A 24,004-nucleotide genomic window follows, 5' to 3' on the forward strand; every position below is an offset into this window, starting at 1 on the left:
CGGGTGCGGCAGTGCGGGCCGCGATGCTGATGCCGTCGCCGGATAGCCGGATCGGCTGGTGTCCGGGGCGCGTGGAGTTTGTCGGGTGGTGCCGTGGACGTTCGGAGCCGGGGCGGAATACTGGCCGCCGTGAACGAGAAGACTGAGGAACGCCATGCGTCCTGGCTTGAGTTGTTCTTCGATCTGGTCGCGGTCGCCGGGGTGGGACAACTCACGCATTTGGTACACGGCAGCTCGTCCTGGAGCGGCGCGGGGTTGTACGTCCTGTGCTTCCTGGCGTTCTGGACGGCGTGGATGTGCTTCACCGTCTACGGCAACACCACTGGCGACGCGGCGCACGTACTGCCGGTGCTGCTCGGGATGGTGGGGCTGGTCTTCATGGCCGCGTCGGTAGCCGGGATCCGGGAGGGGCACGCGGTGGTCTTCGCCGTTGCGTATCTCGCGGTTAGGGCGCTGGCGAGCCGGTTGTGGGAGGGCCGACGCGGGCATGAGGTGCGGGTAGTCGTCGACTGGCCGGTGGTGCACGCCGGGGCGAGCGTGACACCGTGGATCGTTTCGATCTGGGTGGACGGTCCGTCGCGGTACGTGCTCTGGGCGATCGGACTCGGGCTTGACCTGCTGCTCACCTTCACCAGGGTCGGGGAGTGGTTCACCGGGTCCCTTTCGGCGCGGCTGGCCCACCGCGATTCGGCGCGGCGGGTCCGGCGCGGGCACGAGCCGGCGTTGGTGAAGCCCGCTCAAGCGCGACTGGACATGGCGCACTTCGGCGAACGGCTCGGGCTGTTCACGATCATCGTGCTCGGTGAAGGTGTGCTCACCGTGACCCAGACCATCGCCGAGATCCCGGAATGGCACGCTGCGCTGTACTGGACGGTGATCGCCGCCCTTGTGCTGCTCGCGACGCTATGGTCCAGCGCCCTGCGACGTGGCTTCGCCGGGATTCCGCACCTGAGCCAGGACAAGGCCGGGCCGCGGGTGGTGCTTCCGCTGCATTGTCTGGTCGTGGGCCTGCTGGCGGTGCTGGCAGGCGGCCTTGGCGACGTCGTCGAAGCCGCCGAGCACGGGCACGTCGAGCCGGCCACGAGGTGGCTGCTGAGTGGATGCGTCGCTGCCTTCGTGGTGATCGGCGCCGCGTCCGGGCTGGCTTCGGGGCGCGAGCCGAGGTGGGCCGTCGGGGAGCTGGTGACCGGCCTGGTGATCCCGGCGTGGCTCGGATTCTTCGGCGGGGAGGTGACGCCGGTGCAGTTCCTGTGTCTGCTCGTCGTGGCGGTCGGGGCCAGCCTCGTCGGCGACCTGCTGGCCAGGCGGAAGCGGCGACGGCACTAGACCCTGGGGTGGACAGAAAGTCCCACCCTGGCTCCGATGCTCGGCGATGATCCGCCGGTCACGCTGGAGAAGTCCAGCCGCTGACCGGAAGGCCTGCCGATGTCCGCCCGACCCGTGACCGCACCATTGCGCCGTATGGCGCCGAGCCTCGTCGTGAACGCCGTGGTGCCGCTTGCGCTCTACCTGGTGCTGCGGACGCCGGTCGGGGAGGTGCCCGCGCTCGCGATCGGGGCTTCGGTTCCGCTGCTCGTCACCGTCGGCGAGCTCGCGGTACGGCGGCGGATCGATCCAATCGGTGTCGTCTCCATAGCCGGGTTCACTGTGCTCCTCGTAGTGCTGGTGTTGTCCGGTGGCAGCGAACTGGTGCTCAAACTGCGCGACACCTTGCTCACCGGGCCGGTCGGGATCGTGTTCCTCGGCTCGGCGCTGATCGGGAAGCCGCTCCTGCCGGTGCTGATGCGGTTCGCCGGAAAACGCGGTGCGGAGTCCGAGGGCAGGCTCACCGGCGCTGCCCGCCAACGGGCGCTGACGGTACTGACCGCGCTCATCGGCGGCATGCTCGTGCTGCACGCACTGGTGATCCTGATGCTCGCTCTCCTGCTGCCGACGGCGACCTTCCTCACGGTCAGCCAGCCCGCCGGCTGGGCGGTGGCCGGGCTCGGAGTGCTCGTCTGCCTCGCCTACCGCAACCGCGCGCGGGCTACCGCCTGACGGGCCGGCCAGTGTGTGCTGGGCTGGTGGCGGTGGCGCGGATGTGGCTGGTTTTCGCGATGTGGCTTGATGTGTCGGACTTGACGCAGGCGTTATGGACTCGGCGGGTTTGTGATCGCGAAGAGGCCGCGGTCCGATACGTCACTGGTTCAGTGAGCGGGTCTTGCGGCCGGGCTCGCCGTTTCGGGCTTGGTGAGCGGGATCCTCGCGGTGCTGTGGTCGGGTTCCGTTGTCGCGTATCGGCGGCGGAGGCGTCAGAGGTCGGCGAGCAGATCTCGTAGTGCCGCCGCGAATTTGGCCGGGTTCCGTTGCGGTGCCAGGTGCGCGCCGGGCACTTCGGTGAACGGTAATCCCAGTTCCAGGGCGAGGATCCGGGCCGGCTGATAGTGGTAACGGCCGCGGCTGGCCTCGCCGGCGACGGGGAGGATTTCGGTCCGTACGCGGCGGAGCGCGCGCAGGTCGGGCAGGTAGTCGAAGAACTCGGTCAGTTCGCGGTCGAAGAGCCGCAGCCAGTCGGCCTCGTTCGGCAGGCGCAGATTCGGTAGATCGGGCAGTGCTGCACCGGCGATGCCCTCCGCGAACCGGGTCACGGCCCCCATCAGATCACCCGATCGGGCTAGCCGAACCTGGGCTGCGGAGGCTTCCAGGATCCCGGTCGCGTCGGGCATCAGCTGGACCGCGGGCGGCTCGTGCGCGACCAGCGTGGATACCCGGCCCGGGTACCGGGCGACGAGGTCGAGCGCGATCAGTGCACCGGCGCTCGTCCCGAACACCGGTACCGGGCCGGCGCCGACGTGATCCAGCACCGCCAGTGCGTCGTCGGCCTGCTGCGGCACGGTGACCGGGCCGGTGGTGGCGTCCGTGCTCGCGAAGTGGCCGCGCCGGTCATAGGTGACCACGGTGTAGTCGGCGCACAGCTGCTTCACGAGCGCGCGGAACGAAGTGGCGCCGCCGGTCCCGCCCGGGACGAGGAGCAGCACCGGCCCGGAACCGGTGGTGCGGACGGCCAGTTCGCCCTCGGCGACCGGGCAGCGGCTTTCCGTGCTGTCCCCGTTTTCCGCGATCATGCCGAGAAGTCAAGCACAACTCGGGCCGCCGGATCCGCTTCGGAGCCCGGATTTTGTCGGTGCCGGATGAGACAGTGTCCGCATGACCAGCTGGCTTGAGTTCAGCACCGCGGTCCCGTCCCTCGCCGAGCGGGTGAAGGCGCGGTTCAGTGCGGCGGAGTCCCACGTCCTGGCGACACTCCGGAGGGACGGTGCGCCCCGCGTCAGCGGCAGCGAGATCGCCTTCCGCGGCGACGAGGCCTACGTGGGCTCGATGCTGGACGCCCGCAAGGCCCGCGACCTCCTCCGCGACGGCCGGTTCGCCCTGCACGCCGCGCCCGCCATCGAGGAGGGCGGCGACGCGAAGATCGCCGGGCGCGCGGTGGCGATCACCGATCTCGCGGAGATCACCCGCATACAAGGGCCGGAGCCGACTCACCTGTTCCGGCTGGAGATCGAAGAGGCAGTGCTGACCTGGGTCGAAGGGAACACTCTGCTGATCGAGTCGTGGCACCCGGGCCGATGGGTGCGCTTCGCGCGACCGGACAACGGGCCGGTGGTGCCAACGGTGCTGGGGTGACGGGGGATGCGTGGGGGCGACCGGCGTGCGGGTGGCCTGTGAGGTGGTTGGCGTGCGGTGGCTCGGCCGCGGGGATGGTCGGCGTCCGTGGTGATCGGGGCGTGGGCGTGGTGGTGCGGGGATGGTCGGTGTGCGTGGTGATCGGGGCGTGGGAGTGGTGGGCGTGGTGGTGCGGGGATGGTCGGTGTGCGAGGTGGCTGGGATGTGGGGATGGTGGACGTGGTGGCGTAAGGGTGGCCGACGTGTGGGTGGGTGGGACGCGGGGGTAGCCGACGTGCGAGGTGGTCGGGACGCGGGGACGGTCGACGTGCGTGGTGGCTGGGATGTGGGGATGGCGGGCGTGTCGGGTGATAGGGGTGTGCAAGTGCTCGGCTGCGGGGATGGTCGGCGTCTGCGGATTACTCAGGACGCCCGCCGGGACGGCTGCGGTTCAGCTGGTTTACCGGGATCGGGCGCCGCCTGGTCGGGCAAGCCTGATCGGCGGAGCGCGTGACGCCCCGGCATGATGGGGCGATGGCGCGGCGTGTGACGGTCGATGCCGAGTTCGGGGTTCGGGTGACGAAACCCGGTCTCGCGGCGGTCTCGGTCGCCGCGGTGCACGCGGATTCCGGGGAAATCGCGGTGTCCGGCGCGGGTGCTCCGCGCATTGCCGAGTTTGAGCATGGCACCCGCGCGGAAGTTTATGACCTTGAGGTGGGCGAGCATCGCGTCACTTACCACGGGGAGCGCACGGTGCAGCGTGCTGTGGCCGAGACGGTGACGCTCGCTGACGTCGCGCGCTATACGAGGCCGAGTCGGTACTGTCCTTCGGATCGGATGGGCGGACTGCTGCCGCCGGGCATAGACAGCTTCGTCGATGCCCGTGCGCGGGTACGGGCAATCGTCGACCACGTACACGAGCGCATCGCGTATGTGGTCGGCTCCGGAGGACCGACCTGCGACGCGGTCGACACGCTGTTGGCCGGCGAAGGCGTCTGCCGCGACTTCGCGCACGTATGCATCGCGCTATGCCGCTTAGTCGACATCCCTGCGCGTTACACGTCGGTGTATGCGCCAGGTTTGCAGCCGATGGACTTTCACGCAGTCTTCGAAGCCGGTATCGACGGCCGCTGGTACGTTTTCGACGCAACGCGGCTTGCGCCTCGGCAGACGATGCTGCGCATCGCCACCGGACGTGACGCCGCCGATACACCGTTTCTCGCGACGCTCGGGTGTGAACTTGATTTTCTCGGTGCGAGTGTGTTCGCCACCACAGACGGGCCGCTGCCCCGGGATGACGGACACGCGTCGGTTTCGCTCGCGTGACGCGTGTCCCGCGACAAAGCATGTGATAGCTGGGTAGACAATGTCCGTGAAGCGTTCCCGCAAGGTGCCCGGGCCGAGCAAGTGGGCCCAGGCGCGTGCCCGCCACCGGTGGCTCGACCACCTGGCCCGGGCCACGAACCGGTACATCGAGTACGGCGGCTACCACTACGTCGCGTCGATCACCTACTTCAGTCTGCTTTCGCTGGTCCCGATCCTGATGTTGACCTTCTCGATCGCGGGGTTCGTGCTGGCGAACCAGCCGCAGTTGCTCACCTCGCTGCTACACGCGCTGACCGGCGTGCTGCCGGGCGGCCTCGGCGACCAGGCGACCACGCTGCTGAACGGGTTCGTCGAGCAGCGCACCGGGGTCGGTATCGCGGGTCTGGTGGTCGGGCTGTACTCCGGGTGGAACTGGATGAACGCGCTACGGGACGCGCTTACCGCGATGTACGGGCAGAACCGATCCGACGCACCGCTGCTGCGGACGATCGTGATGGACATTCTCGCGTTGTTCGGGCTGGCGGCCTCCCTTCTGGTGTCCTTCGGTATCACGGTGTCCGGTACCGCGGTCGGCCATTCCCTGCTGAAGGCCGTCGGGGTCGAGGACACGGGCTGGGGCCACACAGCGCTGTCGGTGGCGTCCGTGCCGCTCGCGCTGCTGGCTGACTGGCTGGTGTTCCTGTGGGTGCTCACGCGCCTGCCGCGGGAACGAGTGGGCTCGCGCAGTGCGATGCGGGGTGCGGTGGCCGCGGCGCTCGGCTTCGAACTGCTGAAGCAGGCCGGTGGCTTCTACTTGCGGCTGATCAGCAACTCGCCGTCGGTGGTGGCGTTCGGTTCGGTCATCGGTGTCCTCTTCTTCATCTCGTTGATCGCCCGGATGCTCGTCTACATCACCGCGTGGACTGCGACCGCTCGCGACGCCCCGCGCAAGCCGTTGCCCCCGCCCGCGGCGACTCAGCTGCGGCCGATTGTCCTGCAGAAGCAGAACAGTGCCGTACCGGCAGTGTTCGGTGTGGTGTTCGGTGTGCTGGGGACGATGCTGGCGCTGCGCGGGCGTCGCAAGAAGTAGGCAGACTCCCCTCGGGTCATGGTGGTGGCGTTCGCCGGCCGGTGACGGCCCGGGTCGGCGGATCCTCGGGGAGTCCACTTCGGACAGTGAGCGGTCAACGCCGGCGGGCGGGTCAGATCTTCTTCGCGGCTGCGGCGATGTCGGCGGCGAAGGTGCTCACTTCGGTGTACACGCCAGGGGCGTGGGGGCGGGCGCAGCCGGTTCCCCAGCTGGTAATGCCGACCTGGATCCACTGGTCGGCGTCGTCGCGGCGGAAGAGGGGGCCGCCGGAATCGCCCTGGCAGCTGTCGACGCCACCTTCGTCCACGTACCCGGCGCAGATCTCCGCATCCGGTTGCAGGCCGTCGTATTCGCCGCCCTGGGAACGGCAGGTTTGGTCGTCGACGAAGGGGACTTCGGCTTTCTGCAGGTAGCGTTGCTGATTGCCGTCCTCGACGGTGTAGCCCCAGCCGGCGACAGTGAACTTGCCCTTGTTGTAGTCGGCGGCGGTGGCGAGCGGCAGGGTGGGGATCCCGCGGACCGGGCGGGCCAGCTTGATCAGTGCCCAGTCGCCGCCGGTGGTGTCGTAGGTGGGGGAGCGGTAGACGTAGGTGGAACGCACCTTCGTGGCGCTTGAGTCGTGCAGGTCGACGACGCCGAGGGTGGCGGTGATCGAGGTGTCCTTGCCGGTGCGGTCTACGCAGTGCGCTGCGGTGAGCACGATCCGCTCGGTGTAGAGAGCGCCGCCGCAGCCGTCGGAAATCCTTACCATCCAGGGGAATTCGCCTTGGCTAGCGCGGCTGCCGCCGACCACCGCGGTGCCGTTGGCCGAAGGCGGGGATGCGGCAGCGGCGGGGGTGGCGAGACTGGCGGCTGTGAGACATGCCGCGGCGGCCACCGCGGATCTGGTGAGCAGGCTGATCCATCTTCTGGTCAAAGGAATGGTCCTTCCGGTATCCATTGTGGAGAGTCGAGGCGTGCCGGGGAGAAGCCGGCGACGGTTCGACTACACCAGAGCACCCGAAAGCGGACAACCAACTTTCTTCGGATCCTCGGAATTCTTCACCACAGTGGGCATACTTCCGGGTTGCGGTTTCGGGCCCGATTCGCGGGTGTGCCTCGGCGAATGGGGTATGGGGTGCGGCTGGAGCGAACGGACCTCTCGCACCGAAGCCTTGTGTCAGGCCGGATCCGGTGTTATTGACGCGGGCGCATGCGCCGGATTCCGTATACCGCAGCACCGATTCCCAGTACGGCGACACCAGCCAGGACCGACGTGAGGGGAAGACTGAACGCCAGTACGAGGCATCCGATCAGTCCGACGACGGAGATGGCGATGAAACGGCGTGTGGCGCCTTCGGTGTGCCGCAACGTCATTGCCGCGGCGTTCGCGATTGCGTAGTACGCCAGGACGGCGAAGGACGAAAACCCGATAGCGTTACGGAGGTCTGTGAAGCTGGCAAGGATGGCGACGATGACGCCGACAGTCAGTTCGGCGCGGTGTGGCACCTGGAAGCGGGGATGTACGGCGGACAACGCGCGCGGTAAATGCCCGTCGCGAGACATGGCGAGCATGGTGCGCGAAACCCCGAGTACGAGCGCGAGCAGAGAACCGAGCGCGGCGACAGTCGCTCCGATGCGAACAACTGGTGCCAACCAAGGCCATGGCGCTGCTTCGGCGAGGGGGTCTGTGCTCTGTGCCAGCCGGGCTGGGCCGAGCGTTGTCAGTAGTACCAAAGCAATTGCCGCGTACACGACAAGGGTGCACGCGAGCGCGATCGGGATGGCCCGGGGGATCGTACGGGCTGGGTCGCGCACTTCCTCGCCGAGTGTGGCGAGCCGTGCGTACCCGGCGAACGCGAAGAACAACAGCCCAGCAGCTTCCAATACTCCGTTACCGAAGAACGGTGAGAACGCCACCGTGGTGTGGTCGGTTGAGACGCCTGCGATGGAGACGACTGTCAGCACGACAAGCGTGATGCAGACGATGACCCGGGTTGCGAGTGCGGACCGATGTACGCCGAGATAGTTCACGCTCGTCACGAGGGCAACGACGCAGACGGCGAGAACAGTTCGCCATGGCTTCCCAAGGTCTGGTGCGGCGTACGCGACGACGGTGAGCGTCATGGCCGCACAGCTTGCTGTCTTCCCGGTGATGAAGCCCCAACCCGCGAGGTAACCCCAGAAATCGCCGAGCCGGGCACGCCCGTAGACGTACGTGCCTCCGGACTCCGGATAACGCGCCGCTAGTCGTGCTGACGAAGCGGCGTTGCAATACGCGACTACGGCGGCGATGGCGAGAGCAGGCAGTAGCCCAGCGCCGGCGGCGCGGGCCGCGGGTGCGAAGGCGGCGAAGACTCCGGCGCCGATCATCGACCCTAGCCCGACGAAGACAGCGTCGGTCAGGCCGAGTCTGCGTGCGAGCGGCATCGGGAGTCCTCCTGCGGTCGGGCTCGTTACCGGGATAGCGAACCATGCAACGGGTGACGGGCATAGGCTCGGGCTCTCACCGACCGTGGCCGGGTCTTCCTCGCGTCGGCGGGCACGGTGCTGTTGCTGGTGGTCACGCTGGTTGGGGCTGGGGCGGGCTCGCTGCCCGGATTTCTGGGCTGCCGATGCAACCCGAACGCCCTGGATTCCGTCCGCACGGGTATGCGGAGAACCGGAAAGATCCTCGGAACGGGTGCGCTGCTGCTCGTGGTGGCCGGCTGCGGCGCGCACAACGCCGGGAGCGCGCCATCTTCGACGCCGCCTGCTTCGACGACCACGCCGCCTGCTCCGAGCACCACACCGCCGTCGCCTTCGACGAATGTGCCGCCACGGAGCCACCCGACGCAGGGCGTCCCGCCGGGGGACACCGATCCGGCGGCGAACCAGGTCGACGTGTCGGCGCTGCCCGCGGATTACCCGCACGACGTGACTCTCGCCGACGGTGGTGCGACCGTGGTGATCCAGGCCGAGCAAGCCGGCTGTGAGCGCCTGAGCGCCGCTCCCGGGGAGCAGACGGCGAGTCAGGTCGTGGTGACCGTGACCCTGACCCAGGCGCCGCGCGGGCAGATGTGTCCCATGCACATCAAGGAGAACCCGCTGTTCGTGCACTTGAACGCGCCGCTCGGCGGGCGGCAGCTCGTGCTGCGGCCCGGTTCCTGAGCGGATGCAACCCACCGCGGCGTTCATTCCGTCCCCTGTGCATGAGGTACTCGACGAAGCTGATCGGAACGGCAATCATCCTCGCGACGGTCACCGCGTGCGGCGGGCAATCGATGGCCACGGCGCCGGCGGGCTCCCCATCCCCGAGTTCGTCCCCGTCCGTCAAGCCGCAGTACCAGGCACCGGCGGGCAGCATCCCGGTGCCTGCGGCGAAGCTCGACCCGGCCGCGCTGCCGAGGGAATTCCCGCGTGAGGTCTACACCAGCGACGGCGGCAAGGTCCTGGTCGTGCGCGCCGAGGAAGGCGGCTGTCAGCACGCGCTCGGCGAAGCGGTCGAGCAGACCCCGCAGCACGTGGTGATCGACCTGAGCGAAACCAAGGCGCAGACCGGCCAGATGTGCACGATGGACCTGCGGCACCCGGTGATCACGGTGCCGCTGACGGCCCCGCTCGGCGATCGGACAGTCGTCCTGAAGCAGTCCTCACCCCGGTGACGACGCTCCCGTGTCAAGGCTGTGAAGGGTCCCTTCACGGACTCAGAGTCCGTGAAGGGACCCTTCACAGCATTTCGGCGGGGGTTCGCCGGATTCCCGAAGCGCAACGCGGAGGCGATCGAGAAGACCCTCGCCCGGCTCGGGGCGCTGTTCCCCGACTGATTTCGCCCGGTATACGCCGGATGTCCGGTCCGGCCGGTGATCTTCGCCCCGTCCGGACCAGTCCGGCCGAGGTAGTTGTAGCATTATAAATGTTGTAGAGCTATAACCATCTCGATCGGAGGCACATGCCGGAGCTGAGCCACCGGCGGCGGCAGCTGGTCCTCGCGGTCTGCTGTCTGAGCCTGTTCATCGTGGGCCTGGACAACACCATCGTGAATCTGGCGCTGCCCGCGATCCAGCGCGAACTCGGCGCGTCCGTGTCGAGCCTGCAATGGACCATCGACGCGTACACGCTGGTGCTGGCCGGCCTGCTGATGCTGTCCGGGTCCACCGCGGACCGGATCGGCCGGCGCCGCACCTTCCAGACCGGGCTGGTGCTGTTCGGTCTCGGTTCGCTGCTGTGCGGGCTGGCGCCGAATCCCGGACTGCTCATCGCGTTCCGCGCGGTGCAGGCGATCGGCGGGTCGATGCTCAACCCGGTCGCGATGTCCATCATCACCAACACCTTCACCGAACCCCGCGAACGCGCCCGCGCGATCGGCGTCTGGGGCGGGGTGGTCGGCCTGAGCATGGCGGTCGGCCCGGTCGTCGGCGGGGCGCTGGTCGCCTCGGCGGGGTGGCGGTCGATCTTCTGGATCAACGTCCCGGTCGTGCTCGCGGCGGTGGTGCTGACCGCGGTGTTCGTGCCGGAATCACGCGCGCCGCGGGCACGCCGGCTCGACCCGGTGGGGCAGTTGCTGGTGATGGTGTTCCTGGCCGGGCTGACCTACGGGATCATCGAGGGCCGCGACGCCGGGTACGGCGCCCCGCACATCATGGTGTCCTTCGGGCTGGCGCTGCTCGCGCTGGTGGTGCTCGTGCCGTATGAACGACGGCGCACGGAACCGTTGCTGGAGTTGAGGTTCTTCCGCAGTGTCCCGTTCTCCGGGGCCACTGTGATCGCGGTCTGCGCGTTTGCGGCGCTTGCGGGGTTCCTCTTCGTCAACACGCTCTACCTGCAGGAGAGCCGGGGCTACAGCGCGTTGCACGCCGGGCTGCTGACCTTGCCGATGGCGGTGGTGACGGCGGTCGCGGCGCCGCTGTCCGGGCGGATCGTGGGCACCCGCGGGGCGCGGTTCCCGCTCGTGCTGGCGGGTGCGGCGATCGCGGCGTCGGCGGGTCTGCTCGCGACGATCACGGTGGACACCCCGTTGTGGTGGCTGATGCTCGCCTATGTGCTCTTCGGGCTCGGGTTCGGCATGGTCAACGCGCCGATTACGAACGCGGCGGTGTCCGGGATGCCGCGGGCACAGGCCGGGGTGGCCGCCGCGATCGCGTCGACGAGCCGTCAGGTGGGAGCCTCGCTCGGGGTCGCGGTGATCGGCGCGGTGGTGACCGGCGGGGCGCACGGCGGGTTCGGGGCGGGGCTGGCCGAGGCGAGTCACGCCGGATGGTGGATTATCGCCGGATGCGGGCTGCTGGTGCTGATGCTGGGTCTGGTCACGACGAGCGCGCGGGCGCGGGCGGGAGCGTGCCGGGTCGCGGCGGAGCTGGATCCGGAACCGGTGGCCACGGGATGAACGACGAGGCGTTCCGGGTGTGGGCCCGGCTGCGGGCGATGGTGCTGGAGCTGCACGATCGGCGCAGCGTCGCCTCCGCGGAGCTGGGCATGAGCTTCATCAAGGTGAAGGCGTTGCTCAAGGTGGCCGCGGGGCCGCTGACCATGCGGGAGCTGACCGATCGGCTGAGCACCGACCGGCCCTACACCACGCTGGTGGTGGACGAGCTGGTGCGGCGCGGGCTGGCGGTCCGGGAGCCGCATCCCGAGGACCGCCGCAGCCGGGTGGTGACCGCGACCGCGGCCGGTGCCGAGGCGGCCGCGCGGGCGCAGGAGATCCTGGGGGAGCCGCCGCCGCAGCTGCGGGCGCTGCCGGTGGCCGATCTGGCCGCGCTGGACCGGATCACCGCGCTGCTGGTGCCAGGTCCGTCCACTGCGGACGGACCACACTGAGGGGTCCGTCCGCGGCGTTGCCTCAGCGGAAGCTGATCTGCAGGACCGGTTCGCTGGTCTCGGCGAAGAAGTCGGTGCCCTTGTCGTCGATCACGATGAACGCGGGGAAGTCCTCGACCTCGATCCGCCAGACCGCCTCCATGCCGAGTTCGGCGTATTCGAGCACGTCGACCTTTTTGATGCAGTCCTTGGCCAGCCGGGCGGCCGGGCCGCCGATCGAGCCGAGGTAGAAGCCGCCGTGCTCGCGGCAGGCCGCGGTGACCTGCTTCGAGCGGTTGCCCTTGGCGAGCATCACCAGCGAGCCGCCCGCGGCCTGGAACTGGGCGACGTAGGAGTCCATCCGCCCGGCCGTGGTGGGGCCGAACGAACCGGACGGGTAGCCCTCGGGGGTCTTGGCCGGGCCCGCGTAGTACACGGGGTGATCGCGCAGGTACTGCGGCATCTCCTCGCCGGCGTCGAGCCGTTCGGCGATCTTCGCGTGCGCGATGTCGCGGGCCACCACCAGCGGGCCGGTCAGCGACAGCCGGGTCTTCACGGGCAGCTGTGCGAGCTGGGCGCGGATCTCGGTCATCGGCCGGTTCAGGTCGACGGCGACGACTTCCTCGGACAGCTCGTCCTCGGTGATCTCCGGGAGGAACCGGGCCGGGTCGCGTTCGAGCTGTTCGAGGAACACGCCCTCGGTGGTGATCTTGGCCTTGGCCTGGCGGTCGGCCGAGCAGCTGACCGCGACACCGACCGGGCAGCTGGCGCCGTGCCGGGGGAGCCGGATCACGCGGACGTCGTGGCAGAAGTACTTGCCGCCGAACTGCGCGCCGATGCCGAACTGGCGGGTCATCTCCAGCACTTGCTGTTCGAGGTCGCGGTCACGGAAGGCGTGGCCGAGTTCCGAGCCTTCGGTGGGCAGATTGTCCAGGTAGCGGGCGGAGGCCAGCTTCGCGACCTTGAGGTTGAACTCCGCGGACATCCCGCCGACGACGATCGCCAGGTGGTACGGCGGGCAGGCGGCGGTGCCGAGGCTGCGCAGCTTCTCGTCCAGGAACCGGGCGAGCCGCTTGGGGTTCAGGACGGCCTTGGTCTCCTGGTACAGGAACGTCTTGTTGGCGCTGCCGCCGCCCTTGGCCATGAACAGGAACTCGTAGCCGGGCTTCCCGGCGGTGCTGTCCTTGTGGTACAGCTCGATCTGGGCGGGGAGGTTGGTGCCGGTGTTGCGTTCTTCCCAGAAGTTCAGCGGTGCCATCTGCGAGTAGCGCAGGTTGAGCTGCTGGTAGGCGTCGAAGATGCCCTGGGACAGGGCGCGTTCGTCGTCGCCGCCGGAGAGCACGCCCTCGGTGCGTTTGCCGATGACGATGGCGGTGCCGGTGTCCTGGCACATGGGGAGCACGCCGCCGGCCGAGATGGCCGCGTTGCGCAGCAGGTCCATGGCGACGAAGCGGTCGTTGCCGCTGGCCTCGGGGTCGTCGACGATCGAGCGCAGCTGGGTCAGGTGCGAGGTGCGCAGCAGGTGCTGGATGTCGGTGATGGCCGTGCGCGCGAGCGTGGTGAGTGCCGCGGGGTCGACCTTGAGGAACGTCCGGCCCGCGGCCTCGACGGTTTCCACCCCGTCGGTGGTGACCAGCCGGTACTCGGTGGTGGTGTCCTTGCCCAGCGGCAGGACTTCGGTGTGCTGAAACGTGGTGGACGGCACAGCCAGGCTCCTTTGCCCTGATCGGGATCCGCCCACGGTACTCAGGCCGCCGCGGCGCCGTGCGCCCCCGCAGGGTCACTGTGGGATACCACACGCCCGGCGGGATACCGGCCGCGCCGGCGGGTTGTGGTTCGGGAGGCCGGGCCCACCCCGACGGACCCGACCTCCCGGGGAAAGCGGCGTGGCTGCGCTTACACCCACCCGCGTGGCCTCACCGCGACCGTCCGGCCCGGCCCCCCGCCGGACGTCACCCCCGCTTCCTACCCACCCAGTCTCGCACCCAAACCCGCTCGACCCAACCCCTCGTAACAACTCGACCACCCGGTGCGCACGCACCCGCCCCCGGCAATCCGAGACACGAACCTGACCCCCTGACCCCCAACGCGGTCACCTGACGGTTACCCACACCCAAGGCAACCGGCCCAGACCAAAGGTGACCACGCCGGTCCAGGGGGCTTGCCCCCCAAAGGTGACCACGCCGGGGGTCCAGGGGGCTTGCCCCCTGGCGGGGGTTTGGGGGTTCGACCCCCAAAGGACACCGAGTTGACCGCTACGGTGAGCGTGTTCCGCGAACACACCTCACCGCAACCCAGTCGGTCAACTCGCGTACGCGCGCAGCCGGTCGGCTCGCTCGCCCTGGCGGAGCTTCGACATGACCTCGCGTTCGATCTGGCGTACGCGTTCGCGGGAGAGGCCGAAGTGCTTGCCGATCTGGTCGAGGGTGCGGGGCTGGCCGTCGTCGAGGCCGTAGCGGAGCCGGATGACGTGCTGTTCGCGGTCGTCGAGGGTGGCGAGTACGCGGCGCATGTCGTCCTGCAGCAGCCCGGAAATGACCGCGCTTTCCGCGTCGGTGGCCTCGGAGTCCTCGATGAAGTCGCCGAGCGGCGCGTCCTCCTCGGTGCCGACCGGCATGTCGAGGCTGACCGGGTCACGGGACTGGTCGAGCAGGTCGGAGATCTTGTGCTCGGGGATGCCCGATTCCGCGGCCAGTTCCTCGTGCGTGGCGTCCCGGCCGAGCTGCTGGTGCAGGTCGCGCCGGATCCGGGCGAGCTTGTTGACCTGCTCGACGAGGTGCACCGGGAGCCGGATGGTGCGGCCCTGGTCGGCCATGCCGCGGGTGATGGCCTGCCGGATCCACCAGGTGGCGTAGGTGGAGAACTTGAACCCCTTGGAGTAGTCGAACTTCTCCACCGCGCGGATCAGGCCCAGGTTCCCCTCCTGGATCAGGTCCAGCAGCGGCATGCCGCGGCCGGTGTAGCGCTTGGCCAGCGACACGACCAGCCGGAGGTTGGCCTCCAGCAGGTGGTTCTTGGCGCGGTGGCCGTCGCGCACGAGCGCGGACAGTTCCCGGCGGCGCTGGCCGGTGAGGTTCCCGGCGGTGTCCAGCATGTGCTGGGCGAACACGCCGGCCTCGATCCGCTTCGCGAGGTCGACCTCGTCGGCCGCGGTGAGCAGCGCGGTCTTGCCGATGCCGTTGAGGTACACGCGCACCAGGTCGGCGGCCGGGCTCTGCGCGTCGAGGTCGGCGTCGGTGAGCGCCCCCACGCTCACCGGCTCCTGGGTCTGCGGTGCTGGGATCCCGCGCTCACGAATCCCGCGCGTTTCGCGTTCGAGAGTCTGGACTGACATTCTGCCTCCCCGGTCACGGGCTGAACGTGTCTCGCCGGTGCTTCTGCCCGAGGAGCGGGGCCTGTGGAATCCCGGTCCGCGGGCCCAGCCGGCTTGGCTGGACACTGGTGTCAACGCGCCGGGTCGGAGAAACGTTCCCGGTGCGCCGATCGGGAGACGGCCCGGGCGGGCAGGCGGTTGCTCCACCAAAACTGAGGTTTTGCTGAGAAACCTCGTCCGGGCGGGGAATGTGGGTCATGAACACCCGGACGGAGCATAGGTCACGCGTGGTCTAGACCTCAAGGATGACGGTGTAGGGACCGTCGTTCACGCTCTCCACCGCCATCATCGCGCCGAAGCGCCCGGTCGCGACGGACGCGCCGCGCTCGCGCAGTCCGGCGACCACGGCGTCGACGAGCGGTGCCGCGGTTTCCGGGCGTGCGGCCGCGGTCCACGAGGGGCGGCGGCCCTTGCGGGTGTCGCCGTAGAGCGTGAATTGGGACACCACGAGCAAGGGTGCGCCGGTGGTGGCGCAGGACTCTTCGTCGCGCAAAAGCCGCATTTCGTGCAGTTTTCGGGCCATTGCGGCCGCTTTCGCCGAGTCGTCGTCGGCGTGGACGCCGAGCAGCACCAGCAGCCCGGGTTCGCCGATCTCGCCGACGACGTCGTCTCCGACGGTCACTTTCGCGCGGGTGACCCGCGCCACCACCGCCCTCACTGTGCGGACGCCGGGACAAGCATGCCGTGGCGGACGAGTTCGCGGACCACCGGCAGCGCCGCGGCGGCCAGCTCTTCCACTGCCAACCCTTGTGCGGCGGCAAGAAGCTCAACCAGGTCGGTGAGCGGGAGCAGACCGCGGCAGCCGGCGAGCAGGCGCGTGGTGAGTTCGTCGACTTCGTGCTGCCAGCCGGGGCCGTCCGTGCGGTGCAGCCGTTGCACGGTCGTCTGCCAGCCTTCGTCGCCGGGAGAGTCGACGCGTTCGAGCAGCACGGTGTCCGGGACACGGAACGCAGTGTCGAGGAGTTCGTTGTTATGCGTACGCAGCCATTCGACGCGGTCGAGCCAGTTCGCGGCTTCCGGGCCGAGCGGATCGTCGTATGCCTGGCGAAGGTCTTCGCATACGACAGTCGGCGTCCGGTCGTTCGCGCGGCGGAGCGTGACGAATCCGAAGCCGATGCCTTGAACATTGTTCTCCCGGAACCAATCGAGCCACGCGGATGCTTTCGCGCGGCCTTCCGGGGAACGCGGGTCGATGCCTTCGTCGCGTAGCCAGGTGCCGACGTAGAGACCCGGATCCGCGACGTCGCGTTGTACGAACCACGCGTCGGTCTCCGCAGGCAACCAGCGCGTCACGCGGTCGGCCCAGTCTTCGCCGCGCCGGTGCAGCCATGAGGCGAGCAGCTGACCGACGCCGCCGTCGTCGAGGAAGCCCGGCAGCTGCCGTACGACCAATGCGCTGGCGTCGTCACCGGCGAGGCCGGAATCCCGGTAGGTGTAGTCGACGCGGGGCGGGCCGACCACGAATGGCGGATTGCACACCACTTGGTCGAACCGGCGGCGCGCGACCGGTGCGAACCACTCACCGCGCAACAGTTCCACGTCCAGCTCGTTGAGCCGGAACGTGCCCGCGGCGAGCGCGAGGGCACGCGCGGACACGTCGGTGGCCGTCACCTGCCGGGCATGCCGGGTGGCGTGCAGCGCTTGCACGCCGTTGCCGGTTCCGAGGTCCAGCAACCGGTTCACCGGACGACGGCTCGTCGCGCGGATGAGGCTGAGCGAAGCGTGCCCGACGCCGAGGACGTGGTCTCCGGGCACGGCGTGGCCGAGCATGTCGGCGTCGAGATCGGAGACGACCCACCAGGAGCCTTCTTCGTCACCGTGGGGGCGAATGTCCAGTGCCGCAGCGAATCCGTCTCCTGCGGGGCGGAGAATACCTGCCGTTACGGCCTCGCTCACGCTCAGTGGCGCGAAAGCGTTCAAGACGGTCTTCTCCGGCTCGGCGAGGCCGAGCAGAAATACTCGGATGAGGCAGCCCAGTTCTCCCGCGTCGAGGCTGGCGCGGCGGGCGGGTTCGGGCTCGCCGCGGCCGAGGGCGGTGTGGGCCGCGCCGCCGAGTGCGGCCACGACCCCGTCGGCGTCGTAGCCGGCGCGGCGGAAGGCCTCGCGCAGGCGGGCGCAGATGTCCTCGGACAGATCAGGCAAGTCTGTGTTGGTGTGCACGGACTAATCCTGCCACAATAGAGGCTGTGACGAACGATCTCCCGCGCCGTGTCCTGGCCCCTCTTGAAGCAGCGCTCCCCGATCTGGAGGCGTTGTACAAAGACCTGCATCAGCATCCCGAGCTGGCGTTCGCCGAAAAGCGTACGGCGGCCGAAGCCGCGCGGCGGCTGACCGGGGACGGATTCGAGGTGCACACGGGGATCGGCGGCACCGGCGTGGTCGGCGTGCTGCGCAACGGCGAAGGCCCCACCGTGCTCCTGCGCGCCGACATGGACGCCTTGCCGATCGAAGAACAGACCGGGTTGCCCTATGCGAGCACCGCGCGCGGCGTCGACGACGGGAACGACGTGCCGGTGATGCGCGCCTGCGGGCACGACATGCACGTCACGTGGCTTTCCGGTGCCGCGCGTCTGCTGGCGGCGGATCGCGGGGCTTGGTCGGGCACGCTGCTCGTCGTGTTCCAGCCCGCCGAAGAGGGCAAGAGCGGCGCCAAGGCGATGGTCGACGATGGCCTCTTCGACCGCGTCGGCCGCCCCGATGTGGCGTTCGGCCAGCACGTCTCGGCAGCCCCGGCCGGCTGGGTGTTCACCCGTCCGGGCGTGATCATGGCCGCCTCCGAAACCCTGCGGATCACGCTGCACGGCCGTGGTGGTCACGGCTCCCGCCCGGAGTCCACGGTCGACCCGGTGGTGCTGGCGGCTTCGGTGGTGCAGAAGCTGCAGACAGTGGTTTCGCGGGAGATCGCGGCGACCGAATCGGCCGTGCTCACCGTGGGCTCGTTGCACGCCGGCACCGCACCCAACGTGATCGCGGACAACGCCGTGCTGGAGATCAGCACGCGCGCGTTCGACGACGAGGTGATGAAGCGGGTACATGCCGCCATCGAACGGATCGTCAACGCGGAAGCCGTCGCCGCGGGCGCGCCGAAGCCGCCCACGATCGAGCTGCTCGGTGCCTACTCGGTCACCGACAACGACGAAGCCGCGACGGCCGCGCTGACCGAGGTGTTCCGCGAGCACTTCGGCGCCGAAGCCACCCTGCCCGCGCCCCAGGTCACCGGCAGCGAGGACTTCGGCGAGTTCGGCCGCGCGGCCGGGGTTCCCTCGGTGTTCTGGCTGGTCGGCGGGTACGACCGGGACGAGGTGCTCGCCGCGCTGAACGAGGGCCGGTTCGAGCGCGACGTGCCCTCGAACCACTCCCCGCGGTTCGCCCCGATCCTGCACCCGACCCTGCGCGCGGGCGTGGAAAGCCTGGTCGTGGCGGCTTTGTCCCGGTTCGACCCGCCCCGGTGACGGCGGGCGGGCCCGAGTGGGAGAATGAGGACCGGAGGTGCTGCCGTGAACGAGCACGCCGAAGGACCGCAGGACCGGCCCGCGGTCCTGATCACCGGGGCCGAACCGTCCTACGATGATCAGCTCGCCGTCCGGAAGCGGAAGTACGTGACCATGATGGTCTGCCGTATTCCGTGCCTGGTCCTGGCCGGCCTGACCTACCACACCTGGTGGCTGGCGCTGACCTTCCTGATCATCTCCGTTCCGCTGCCCTGGGTCGCGGTGCTCATCGCGAACGACCGTCCGCCGCGCAAGGCGGAGAAGGTGAACCGCTTCGCGCGCGAGCCCGGGCAGATCGAGCGCCGCGACCACCGGGTCATCGACGGCTGAAGCCGCCGCTCGCCACGGTCACTTCGGGTCCAGGCCGAGTTCCTCCGCGAGGAACGTGAGCATGTCGATGTCCACCTGCTGTGCCATCTTCTTCCCGGACGCCCCGTGCCCGGCATCCTCCCGGACCCGCATCAGCACCGGGTGCGGCGAGGCTGACGCGGCCTGCATCCGGGCCGCCAGCTTCCGGCTGTGCCAGGCCGGGCACCGCGGGTCGTTCGCCCCGGACTCCAGCAGGATCGCCGGGTAGGCCACCCCGTCGGTCACGTTGTGGAACGGGGACCACGCGGCCAGCCACTGCGCGTGCGTGTCATCGTCCGGGTCGCCGTATTCGATGAGCGCGATCATCAGCGTGAGCGGGTCCCGCCGGATGGCGAGCACATCCGTGACCGGAACCTCGGGAATGGCCGCGCGGAACAGGTCGGGGCGCTGCACCGCGGTGGCCGCCGCCATGCTGCCGCCGTTCGAAGCGCCGTGCACCGCGAGCTGGGCGGGGGTCGTCACACCGTCGGCGATGAGCTGCTCGGCCACGGCGTAGACGTCGTCGAAGGTGTGCTGCTTCTTCTCCATCCGGCCGTCTCGCCACCACTGTGAGCCGAGTTCGCCGCCGCCCCGCAGATGCATGAGCACCAGCGTGCCGCCCGCCGCGATCCAGGCCGCGAACCGATCGCCCGTCCAGCCGGCCAGCACCGGCGCGCTGAACCCGCCGTAGCCGAAAACGAGCGTCGGGCGCGGGCCTTCGGGAGCGTTGGCCGGGCGGACGATGTGGTAGGGCACCTGCGCGCCGCCGGTGCTCGGGGCCAGGCCGTCGGTCACCGTGGCGTCCAGCCGGATGGCCGGGTGGCCCAGCTCCTGCGTGCGGCCGGTGGTCACGTTCGCGCGGCACAGCACCGGCGAAGCCGTCAACGAGGAGAAGAGGAACACGATCTCGTTCTCCTTGCCGCGGTTCATCGGGGAGAACACCGCCGCGAGCGCCATCGAGCCCGGCAACGTGCTGACGAGTCCCTTGCCCGGCAGCGCGATCTCCCGCACGACCGAGCCCTCGTCGTCGATCACCCGCAGCCGGGAGCAGGTGTCGGCGTAGTCCGAGAGCACCAGGTGCGCACCGGTGTCGAGCACCGTTTCCAGGACCGAGCCGGTCTCCGGGATCAGCTCGCGCCAGGTCTTCTTGTCCGCCGCGGTCGCCAGTGGCACCGAGACGAGCCGCCGCCGCGGTGCGCCGTCATCGGTGATGCCGATGAGCCGGTCGCCCCGGATCTCACCCTGCAGCATGCAGTCCGTGGCGGGGTCGGTCAGCAGCGGCTGCCAGCCCTGGTCCCCGGTGGTGTCCAGGTAGTACGCCGGGCGCGGGTTGAGGAGGTTGCTGTAGATCACGATGTGCCTGCCGTCGGCCGAGGTGACCGGCCACGAATACGAATGCGGCAGGGTGAGGTCCTCGGCGTGCTCCGGCGCCGGTCCGCCGAGGCGCTGGAAATAGATCCGGATCGCCATCGTGTCGTCGCCGGGCTCCGCGGCCGCGAAGTAGAAGCCGCTGCAGTCGGGCAGCCAGGCCGCGAAGCCGGGCCGCACCTGCGGCACGCCGTCAAGCAGCATCTCGCCGGAATCGACGTCGATGACCTGGTAGTTCTCCAGCTCCCGGCCGCCGCCCGCCCAGCCGTACAGGAACTTTCGCCCGTCCGGGGACGGGGCGGTGATGGAGAACTCCGCCGGCTCGTCGGGGCTCAGCTCCCGCATGTCCGCGATCACCCGTCCGGGCCCGTCCGGGGTGTCGGCGACCTCCAAGGCGGGGACGTCCGAACCGCCCGGCCAGGCCTGGCGGAACCAGCGTCCGCCCGCGTGCGTCGGGGCCACGACCGTCTCTTTCGCGGTGCCGAGCCCTTCGACGATGTCGGCGATCGCCTTCCGCGCCGGCAGCTTGGCCAGATGCGCCCGGGTGAAGTCGTTCTGGGCCTGCTGGAACGCCAGCGCCTCGGCGCTGTCCTCCTCCAGCCAGGTGTAGTCGTCGATCACCTGCACGGAGCCGTATTTCCGCTGTTCGGGGCGGCGGGGTGCGGTGGGGTAGTCCCGGGTGGCGGGCATGCGCGGAGCCTTTCCTGAGTGAACTAGGAAATAGTCTGCCCCGAATGTTAGCCTCCTCAGGAAAGCCGAGCGAACGGGGATTTCATGACCGGCAGACCGGCCCGCCGGGGCCGTCCGCCCCGGGTACGTCCGGAGACGATCCTGAACGCGGTCGGGGCGAAGACGGACGGCGAGTGGACGATGGCCGGCATCGCGGCGGAACTCGGCGTGTCCGAGCCGACCGTGTACTACTACTTCCCCAGCCGCAAGGATCTGGTCGAGGAGCTGGCCGCGCGGGTGTTCGACGAGGTCCTGCTGCCGGTGAACGACAGCGGGGACTGGGAGCAGTGGCTGACCGATTTCGCGATGCGGGCACTGCGGATCTACCGGCAGTACCCCTTCATGCGGGACCTGGAGCTGTCCGCGGTGGCGACCGAGCGCGCCGGGGGCGTGCAGGCGATGGAGAACGCGCTGCAGGTGCTGACCGCGCACGGGTTCACCGTGCAGGACGCGGTCCTGGCACTGGTGCTGGTACTCACCGTGGTTCAGCAGTGCGGCCGGGCCGAAAACGGCGATGCCGAGGCGGAACGGGAAGCACGGGCCAAGACGCGGCAGCTCGCGACGATCGCGGAGAAAGCGGGGGCCGGGCTCGCGGCGAGTGCCTACGCGAACTCGGAGACCTGGGACCTCGAAGCGACAATGCGGCGGCTGCTGCGTGTCACGCTGGCGGGCATCAAGGCGGAGCTGGTGTCCCGGCCCGGCGCCGAACCGGGCGCGGCCGGCGGCCGGTGAAGGGAACCCCTGACCTGCCGGGGTTCCCTGTCCGGCGAGTGCTTCAGGGGGTGTCCGGGGGCTGCGGGCCGATGCGGCCGACCGCGAGGGCGCCGAGACGGGTACCCGCCCGCAGTGCATCCACTGTGGACTTGCCGGCCAGCCAGGCGGTGAGCACCCCGGCGTCGAACGCGTCGCCCGCGCCGGTCGAATCCACGCATTCCGCCTCGATCGCCGGGACCGTGGTGACGCCGTCGCGATCGACCCAGCAGGCGCCGTCCAGCCCGGCGGTGACCACGACCGCGCCGACCGTGCCGAGCATGCCGGTCGCCGACCGCGGATCGGCGGAACCGGTGAGTGCCACGAGTTCCTCGGTGTTGGGCATCAGCAGATCCGTGCCGTGAATGTCGGCGAGGAACGCTGCCGGATCGCGGATGTGCGCGGCCGCCTGCGGGTCCACCGAGGTGCTCAGCCCGGCTTCCTTCGCCGCCGCGAGCGCGGCCAGCCCGGCCGGGCGCGAGGACGGATCGAGCAGCACGTACCCGGACAGATGCAGATGACTCGCCCCGGCCAGCGCCTCCGGCGTGACGTCTTCGGGGGCGAACCGCTTGTTCGCCCCGCGGTCGGCCAGCATGCTGCGCTGACCGCTGCCGTCGACCAGCACGACCACGCAGCAGGTGGCCGCCTCCGGGTCGGTCGCGAACGCGCACCGGATACCGGCCGCTTCCAGCTCGGCCCGGATCAGCCGGCCGCCCGAGTCGTCCCCGATGCGGGCCACGAGCGTGGTGTGCGCGCCGAGGGAACGCAGCCACAGCGCGGTGTTCGCGCCGGCGCCGCCCCCGGTGAACCGGATCCGGGCACGGGCGTCGCCGCCGTGCGGGAGCGGCTGGTCGTGCCGGGCGACCACGTCGAGGCCGGCGTCGCCGACCACCACGATGCCGGTCACGACAGCGCCACCGCCACGTCGGCGGCGAGCCTCGCGTTGGACAGCACCAGCGCCTCGTTCGCGTCGATGCTCGCCCCGCCGCTGGCCGTGTGGAAGTGCTCCAGCAGCACCGGGGTCACGTCCGCGCCCCGCACCCCGTCACGGTCCACTTTGGCCAGTCCCTCGCGCAGCAGCCGATCGTGCAGCGCACGGTCCATTTCGGACTCCGGCGGGATCGGATTGGCCAGCAGCAACCCGGAATCCGCGAACTCGCGGTGCGCGGAGATCATCGCCGCGGCCTCCAGCGGGTCGTTCGCCCGCCAGCCGACCGGATGTCCCGAGGAACGCAGGTAGAACGCCGGGAAGTCGTCCGTGCGATAGCCGAGCACCGGCACCGACCGTGTTTCCAGCACCTGGAGCGTGGCCGCGATGTCCAGCACGGACTTGACCCCGGAGCACACCACCACGGTCGGCACCTGCGCGAGCACGCCCAGATCGGCGGACACGTCCCAGCTGTGCGTGGCACCGAGGTGCACCCCGCCCAGCCCGCCGGTGGCGAACACGCCGATGCCGGCCGCGGCGGCCAGCGCGGAGGTGGCGGCCACCGTGGTCGCGCCGGAACGGCCGAGACCGGCGGCCGGGCCGAGGTCGCGCAGCGACAGCTTCTCCAGCCCCGCGCCGGGCGCGCACACGCGAGCCAGCTCCTCCGGGGACAGGCCGATCACTGCCCGCCCGTCGAGCACCGCGATGGTGGCGGGGATCGCGCCGCTCTCGCGCACCACCCGCTCCAGCCGTCGCCCGACGTCGAGGTTGCGCCCGTGCGGCAGGCCGTGCGAGAGGATGGTGCTCTCGAGCGCGACGACGGGATGACCGTCACGCAACGCCGAGGCGACCTCGTCGTGCAGGAACAGCGGAGTCTGTGTGATCACCACCGGATCATCGGCGATCGCCGCGGCGCGGGCGCGGGCGGGTCGGCTCCCGCCGCCCGTTCCGGGAGCCGGGCCGCTGAGGCATGATGGAGGGGTGAGCACCGATACGCTGACCAAGCCGGAGACCGACAGCACCGAGTCGACCGACGACGACACTCCGAAGATGTTCCACTACGTGCGCAAGAACAAGATCGCGGAGAGCGCGGTCATGGGCACGCACGTGGTGGCGCTGTGCGGCGAGGTCTTCCCGGTGACCCGCTCGCCGAAGCCGGGTTCGCCGGTCTGCCCGGCCTGCGAGAAGATCTACAAGGGCCTGCGCCCCGGCAAGGACGACTGAGC

The 24,004-nt window shown here is 69.8% G+C and carries 23 protein-coding genes; 13 read left to right on the forward strand and 10 right to left on the reverse strand.

What is annotated here, in order from left to right:
• Window positions 1-129: 129 nt before the first annotated feature.
• Together D5S19_RS19670 and D5S19_RS19675 are read left to right on the forward strand one after the other, a co-directional pair.
• The gene (locus D5S19_RS19670) at window positions 130-1,326 is read left to right on the forward strand and encodes a low temperature requirement protein A (protein WP_120024813.1); all 1,197 of its coding nucleotides are present in this window, start codon (window positions 130-132) and stop codon (window positions 1,324-1,326) included.
• Window positions 1,327-1,425: 99 nt separating this feature from the next.
• On the forward strand, window positions 1,426-2,037 hold the full coding sequence (locus D5S19_RS19675) for a VC0807 family protein (protein WP_147397459.1): 612 nt from the start codon (window positions 1,426-1,428) through the stop codon (window positions 2,035-2,037).
• 254 nt (window positions 2,038-2,291) lie between these two features.
• Here D5S19_RS19675 and D5S19_RS19680 read toward each other — a convergent pair whose 3' ends face one another.
• Window positions 2,292-3,104: an alpha/beta fold hydrolase gene (locus D5S19_RS19680; protein WP_120024815.1), complete on the reverse strand. Its 813-nt coding sequence runs from the start codon at window positions 3,102-3,104 to the stop codon at window positions 2,292-2,294.
• An 82-nt stretch (window positions 3,105-3,186) separates the two neighbouring features.
• On the opposite strand from D5S19_RS19680, the gene D5S19_RS19685 reads away from it, so the two are divergent.
• From D5S19_RS19685 to D5S19_RS19700, 3 genes are all read left to right on the forward strand, one after another.
• Window positions 3,187-3,663 carry a pyridoxamine 5'-phosphate oxidase family protein gene (locus tag D5S19_RS19685; protein WP_120024816.1) on the forward strand — a complete coding sequence of 159 codons (477 nt, stop codon included), beginning with the start codon at window positions 3,187-3,189 and terminating at the stop codon, window positions 3,661-3,663.
• A gap of 513 nt (window positions 3,664-4,176) precedes the next feature.
• Window positions 4,177-4,968 (forward strand): transglutaminase-like domain-containing protein, encoded by a 792-nt coding sequence (locus D5S19_RS19695; protein WP_120024818.1) that lies wholly within the window; start codon window positions 4,177-4,179, stop codon window positions 4,966-4,968.
• A gap of 40 nt (window positions 4,969-5,008) precedes the next feature.
• On the forward strand, window positions 5,009-6,037 hold the full coding sequence (locus D5S19_RS19700) for a YhjD/YihY/BrkB family envelope integrity protein (protein ID WP_120024819.1): 1,029 nt from the start codon (window positions 5,009-5,011) through the stop codon (window positions 6,035-6,037).
• Window positions 6,038-6,149: 112 nt separating this feature from the next.
• Here D5S19_RS19700 and D5S19_RS19705 read toward each other — a convergent pair whose 3' ends face one another.
• The gene (locus tag D5S19_RS19705) at window positions 6,150-6,953 is read right to left on the reverse strand and encodes a S1 family peptidase (protein ID WP_407641765.1); all 804 of its coding nucleotides are present in this window, start codon (window positions 6,951-6,953) and stop codon (window positions 6,150-6,152) included.
• 260 nt (window positions 6,954-7,213) lie between these two features.
• Window positions 7,214-8,446 carry an APC family permease gene (locus tag D5S19_RS19710; protein WP_120024821.1) on the reverse strand — a complete coding sequence of 411 codons (1,233 nt, stop codon included), beginning with the start codon at window positions 8,444-8,446 and terminating at the stop codon, window positions 7,214-7,216.
• 222 nt (window positions 8,447-8,668) lie between these two features.
• Between D5S19_RS19710 and D5S19_RS19715 the strand changes: the two genes are divergently transcribed.
• The 4 genes from D5S19_RS19715 to D5S19_RS33600 all read left to right on the forward strand — a co-directional run bounded on the left by D5S19_RS19715 (window position 8,669) and on the right by D5S19_RS33600 (window position 11,812).
• The gene (locus tag D5S19_RS19715; protein WP_120024822.1) at window positions 8,669-9,166 is read left to right on the forward strand and encodes a hypothetical protein; all 498 of its coding nucleotides are present in this window, start codon (window positions 8,669-8,671) and stop codon (window positions 9,164-9,166) included.
• A gap of 41 nt (window positions 9,167-9,207) precedes the next feature.
• Window positions 9,208-9,660, forward strand: coding sequence for a hypothetical protein (locus tag D5S19_RS19720; RefSeq protein WP_233574038.1), 453 nt, complete (start codon window positions 9,208-9,210; stop codon window positions 9,658-9,660).
• Window positions 9,661-9,947: 287 nt separating this feature from the next.
• A complete protein-coding gene (locus D5S19_RS19725) occupies window positions 9,948-11,381 on the forward strand; it encodes an MFS transporter (protein ID WP_120024823.1) in 1,434 nt (477 codons plus the stop codon).
• Window positions 11,378-11,812 carry a MarR family winged helix-turn-helix transcriptional regulator gene (locus D5S19_RS33600; protein WP_120024824.1) on the forward strand — a complete coding sequence of 145 codons (435 nt, stop codon included), beginning with the start codon at window positions 11,378-11,380 and terminating at the stop codon, window positions 11,810-11,812. The genes D5S19_RS19725 and D5S19_RS33600 overlap by 4 nt, the downstream gene beginning before the upstream one ends.
• A gap of 22 nt (window positions 11,813-11,834) precedes the next feature.
• On the opposite strand, the gene D5S19_RS19735 is transcribed toward D5S19_RS33600, so the two are convergent.
• The 4 genes from D5S19_RS19735 to D5S19_RS19750 all read right to left on the reverse strand — a co-directional run bounded on the left by D5S19_RS19735 (window position 11,835) and on the right by D5S19_RS19750 (window position 17,324).
• Window positions 11,835-13,496, reverse strand: a complete 1,662-nt coding sequence (locus D5S19_RS19735) for a fumarate hydratase (RefSeq protein WP_120024825.1) — start codon at window positions 13,494-13,496, stop codon at window positions 11,835-11,837.
• A 597-nt stretch (window positions 13,497-14,093) separates the two neighbouring features.
• Window positions 14,094-15,125, reverse strand: coding sequence for a sigma-70 family RNA polymerase sigma factor (locus D5S19_RS19740; RefSeq protein ID WP_120024826.1), 1,032 nt, complete (start codon window positions 15,123-15,125; stop codon window positions 14,094-14,096).
• 271 nt (window positions 15,126-15,396) lie between these two features.
• Window positions 15,397-15,822, reverse strand: coding sequence for a D-aminoacyl-tRNA deacylase (dtd, locus tag D5S19_RS19745; protein WP_120024827.1), 426 nt, complete (start codon window positions 15,820-15,822; stop codon window positions 15,397-15,399).
• Window positions 15,819-17,324: a DUF7782 domain-containing protein gene (locus D5S19_RS19750; protein WP_233574039.1), complete on the reverse strand. Its 1,506-nt coding sequence runs from the start codon at window positions 17,322-17,324 to the stop codon at window positions 15,819-15,821. The genes dtd and D5S19_RS19750 overlap by 4 nt, the downstream gene beginning before the upstream one ends.
• A gap of 26 nt (window positions 17,325-17,350) precedes the next feature.
• Here D5S19_RS19750 and D5S19_RS19755 point away from each other — a divergent pair, with 26 nt between their 5' ends.
• Both D5S19_RS19755 and D5S19_RS19760 read left to right on the forward strand, forming a co-directional pair.
• Window positions 17,351-18,616: an amidohydrolase gene (locus D5S19_RS19755; protein WP_120024828.1), complete on the forward strand. Its 1,266-nt coding sequence runs from the start codon at window positions 17,351-17,353 to the stop codon at window positions 18,614-18,616.
• 24 nt (window positions 18,617-18,640) lie between these two features.
• Window positions 18,641-18,985, forward strand: coding sequence for a DUF3099 domain-containing protein (locus D5S19_RS19760; protein ID WP_120024829.1), 345 nt, complete (start codon window positions 18,641-18,643; stop codon window positions 18,983-18,985).
• Window positions 18,986-19,003: 18 nt separating this feature from the next.
• Here the strand turns inward: D5S19_RS19760 and D5S19_RS19765 are convergent, their stop codons facing one another.
• Window positions 19,004-21,061: a prolyl oligopeptidase family serine peptidase gene (locus tag D5S19_RS19765; protein ID WP_120024830.1), complete on the reverse strand. Its 2,058-nt coding sequence runs from the start codon at window positions 21,059-21,061 to the stop codon at window positions 19,004-19,006.
• Window positions 21,062-21,145: 84 nt separating this feature from the next.
• On the opposite strand from D5S19_RS19765, the gene D5S19_RS19770 reads away from it, so the two are divergent.
• On the forward strand, window positions 21,146-21,832 hold the full coding sequence (locus tag D5S19_RS19770; protein WP_120024831.1) for a TetR/AcrR family transcriptional regulator: 687 nt from the start codon (window positions 21,146-21,148) through the stop codon (window positions 21,830-21,832).
• Between the two features lie 43 nt (window positions 21,833-21,875).
• Here D5S19_RS19770 and D5S19_RS19775 read toward each other — a convergent pair whose 3' ends face one another.
• Together D5S19_RS19775 and D5S19_RS19780 are read right to left on the reverse strand one after the other, a co-directional pair.
• The gene (locus tag D5S19_RS19775) at window positions 21,876-22,757 is read right to left on the reverse strand and encodes a carbohydrate kinase family protein (RefSeq protein WP_199730586.1); all 882 of its coding nucleotides are present in this window, start codon (window positions 22,755-22,757) and stop codon (window positions 21,876-21,878) included.
• Window positions 22,754-23,665, reverse strand: a complete 912-nt coding sequence (locus tag D5S19_RS19780) for a pseudouridine-5'-phosphate glycosidase (protein WP_120024842.1) — start codon at window positions 23,663-23,665, stop codon at window positions 22,754-22,756. The genes D5S19_RS19775 and D5S19_RS19780 overlap by 4 nt, the downstream gene beginning before the upstream one ends.
• 94 nt (window positions 23,666-23,759) lie before the next feature.
• Between D5S19_RS19780 and D5S19_RS19785 the strand changes: the two genes are divergently transcribed.
• Complete coding sequence (locus tag D5S19_RS19785) at window positions 23,760-24,002, forward strand: DUF3039 domain-containing protein (RefSeq protein WP_098509280.1); 243 nt, start codon at window positions 23,760-23,762, stop codon at window positions 24,000-24,002.
• The last annotated feature ends 2 nt before the right edge of the window (window positions 24,003-24,004 follow it).

Origin of the sequence: Amycolatopsis panacis, from assembly GCF_003600245.1 — a bacterium.
Lineage (GTDB): Bacteria > Actinomycetota > Actinomycetes > Mycobacteriales > Pseudonocardiaceae > Amycolatopsis > Amycolatopsis sulphurea.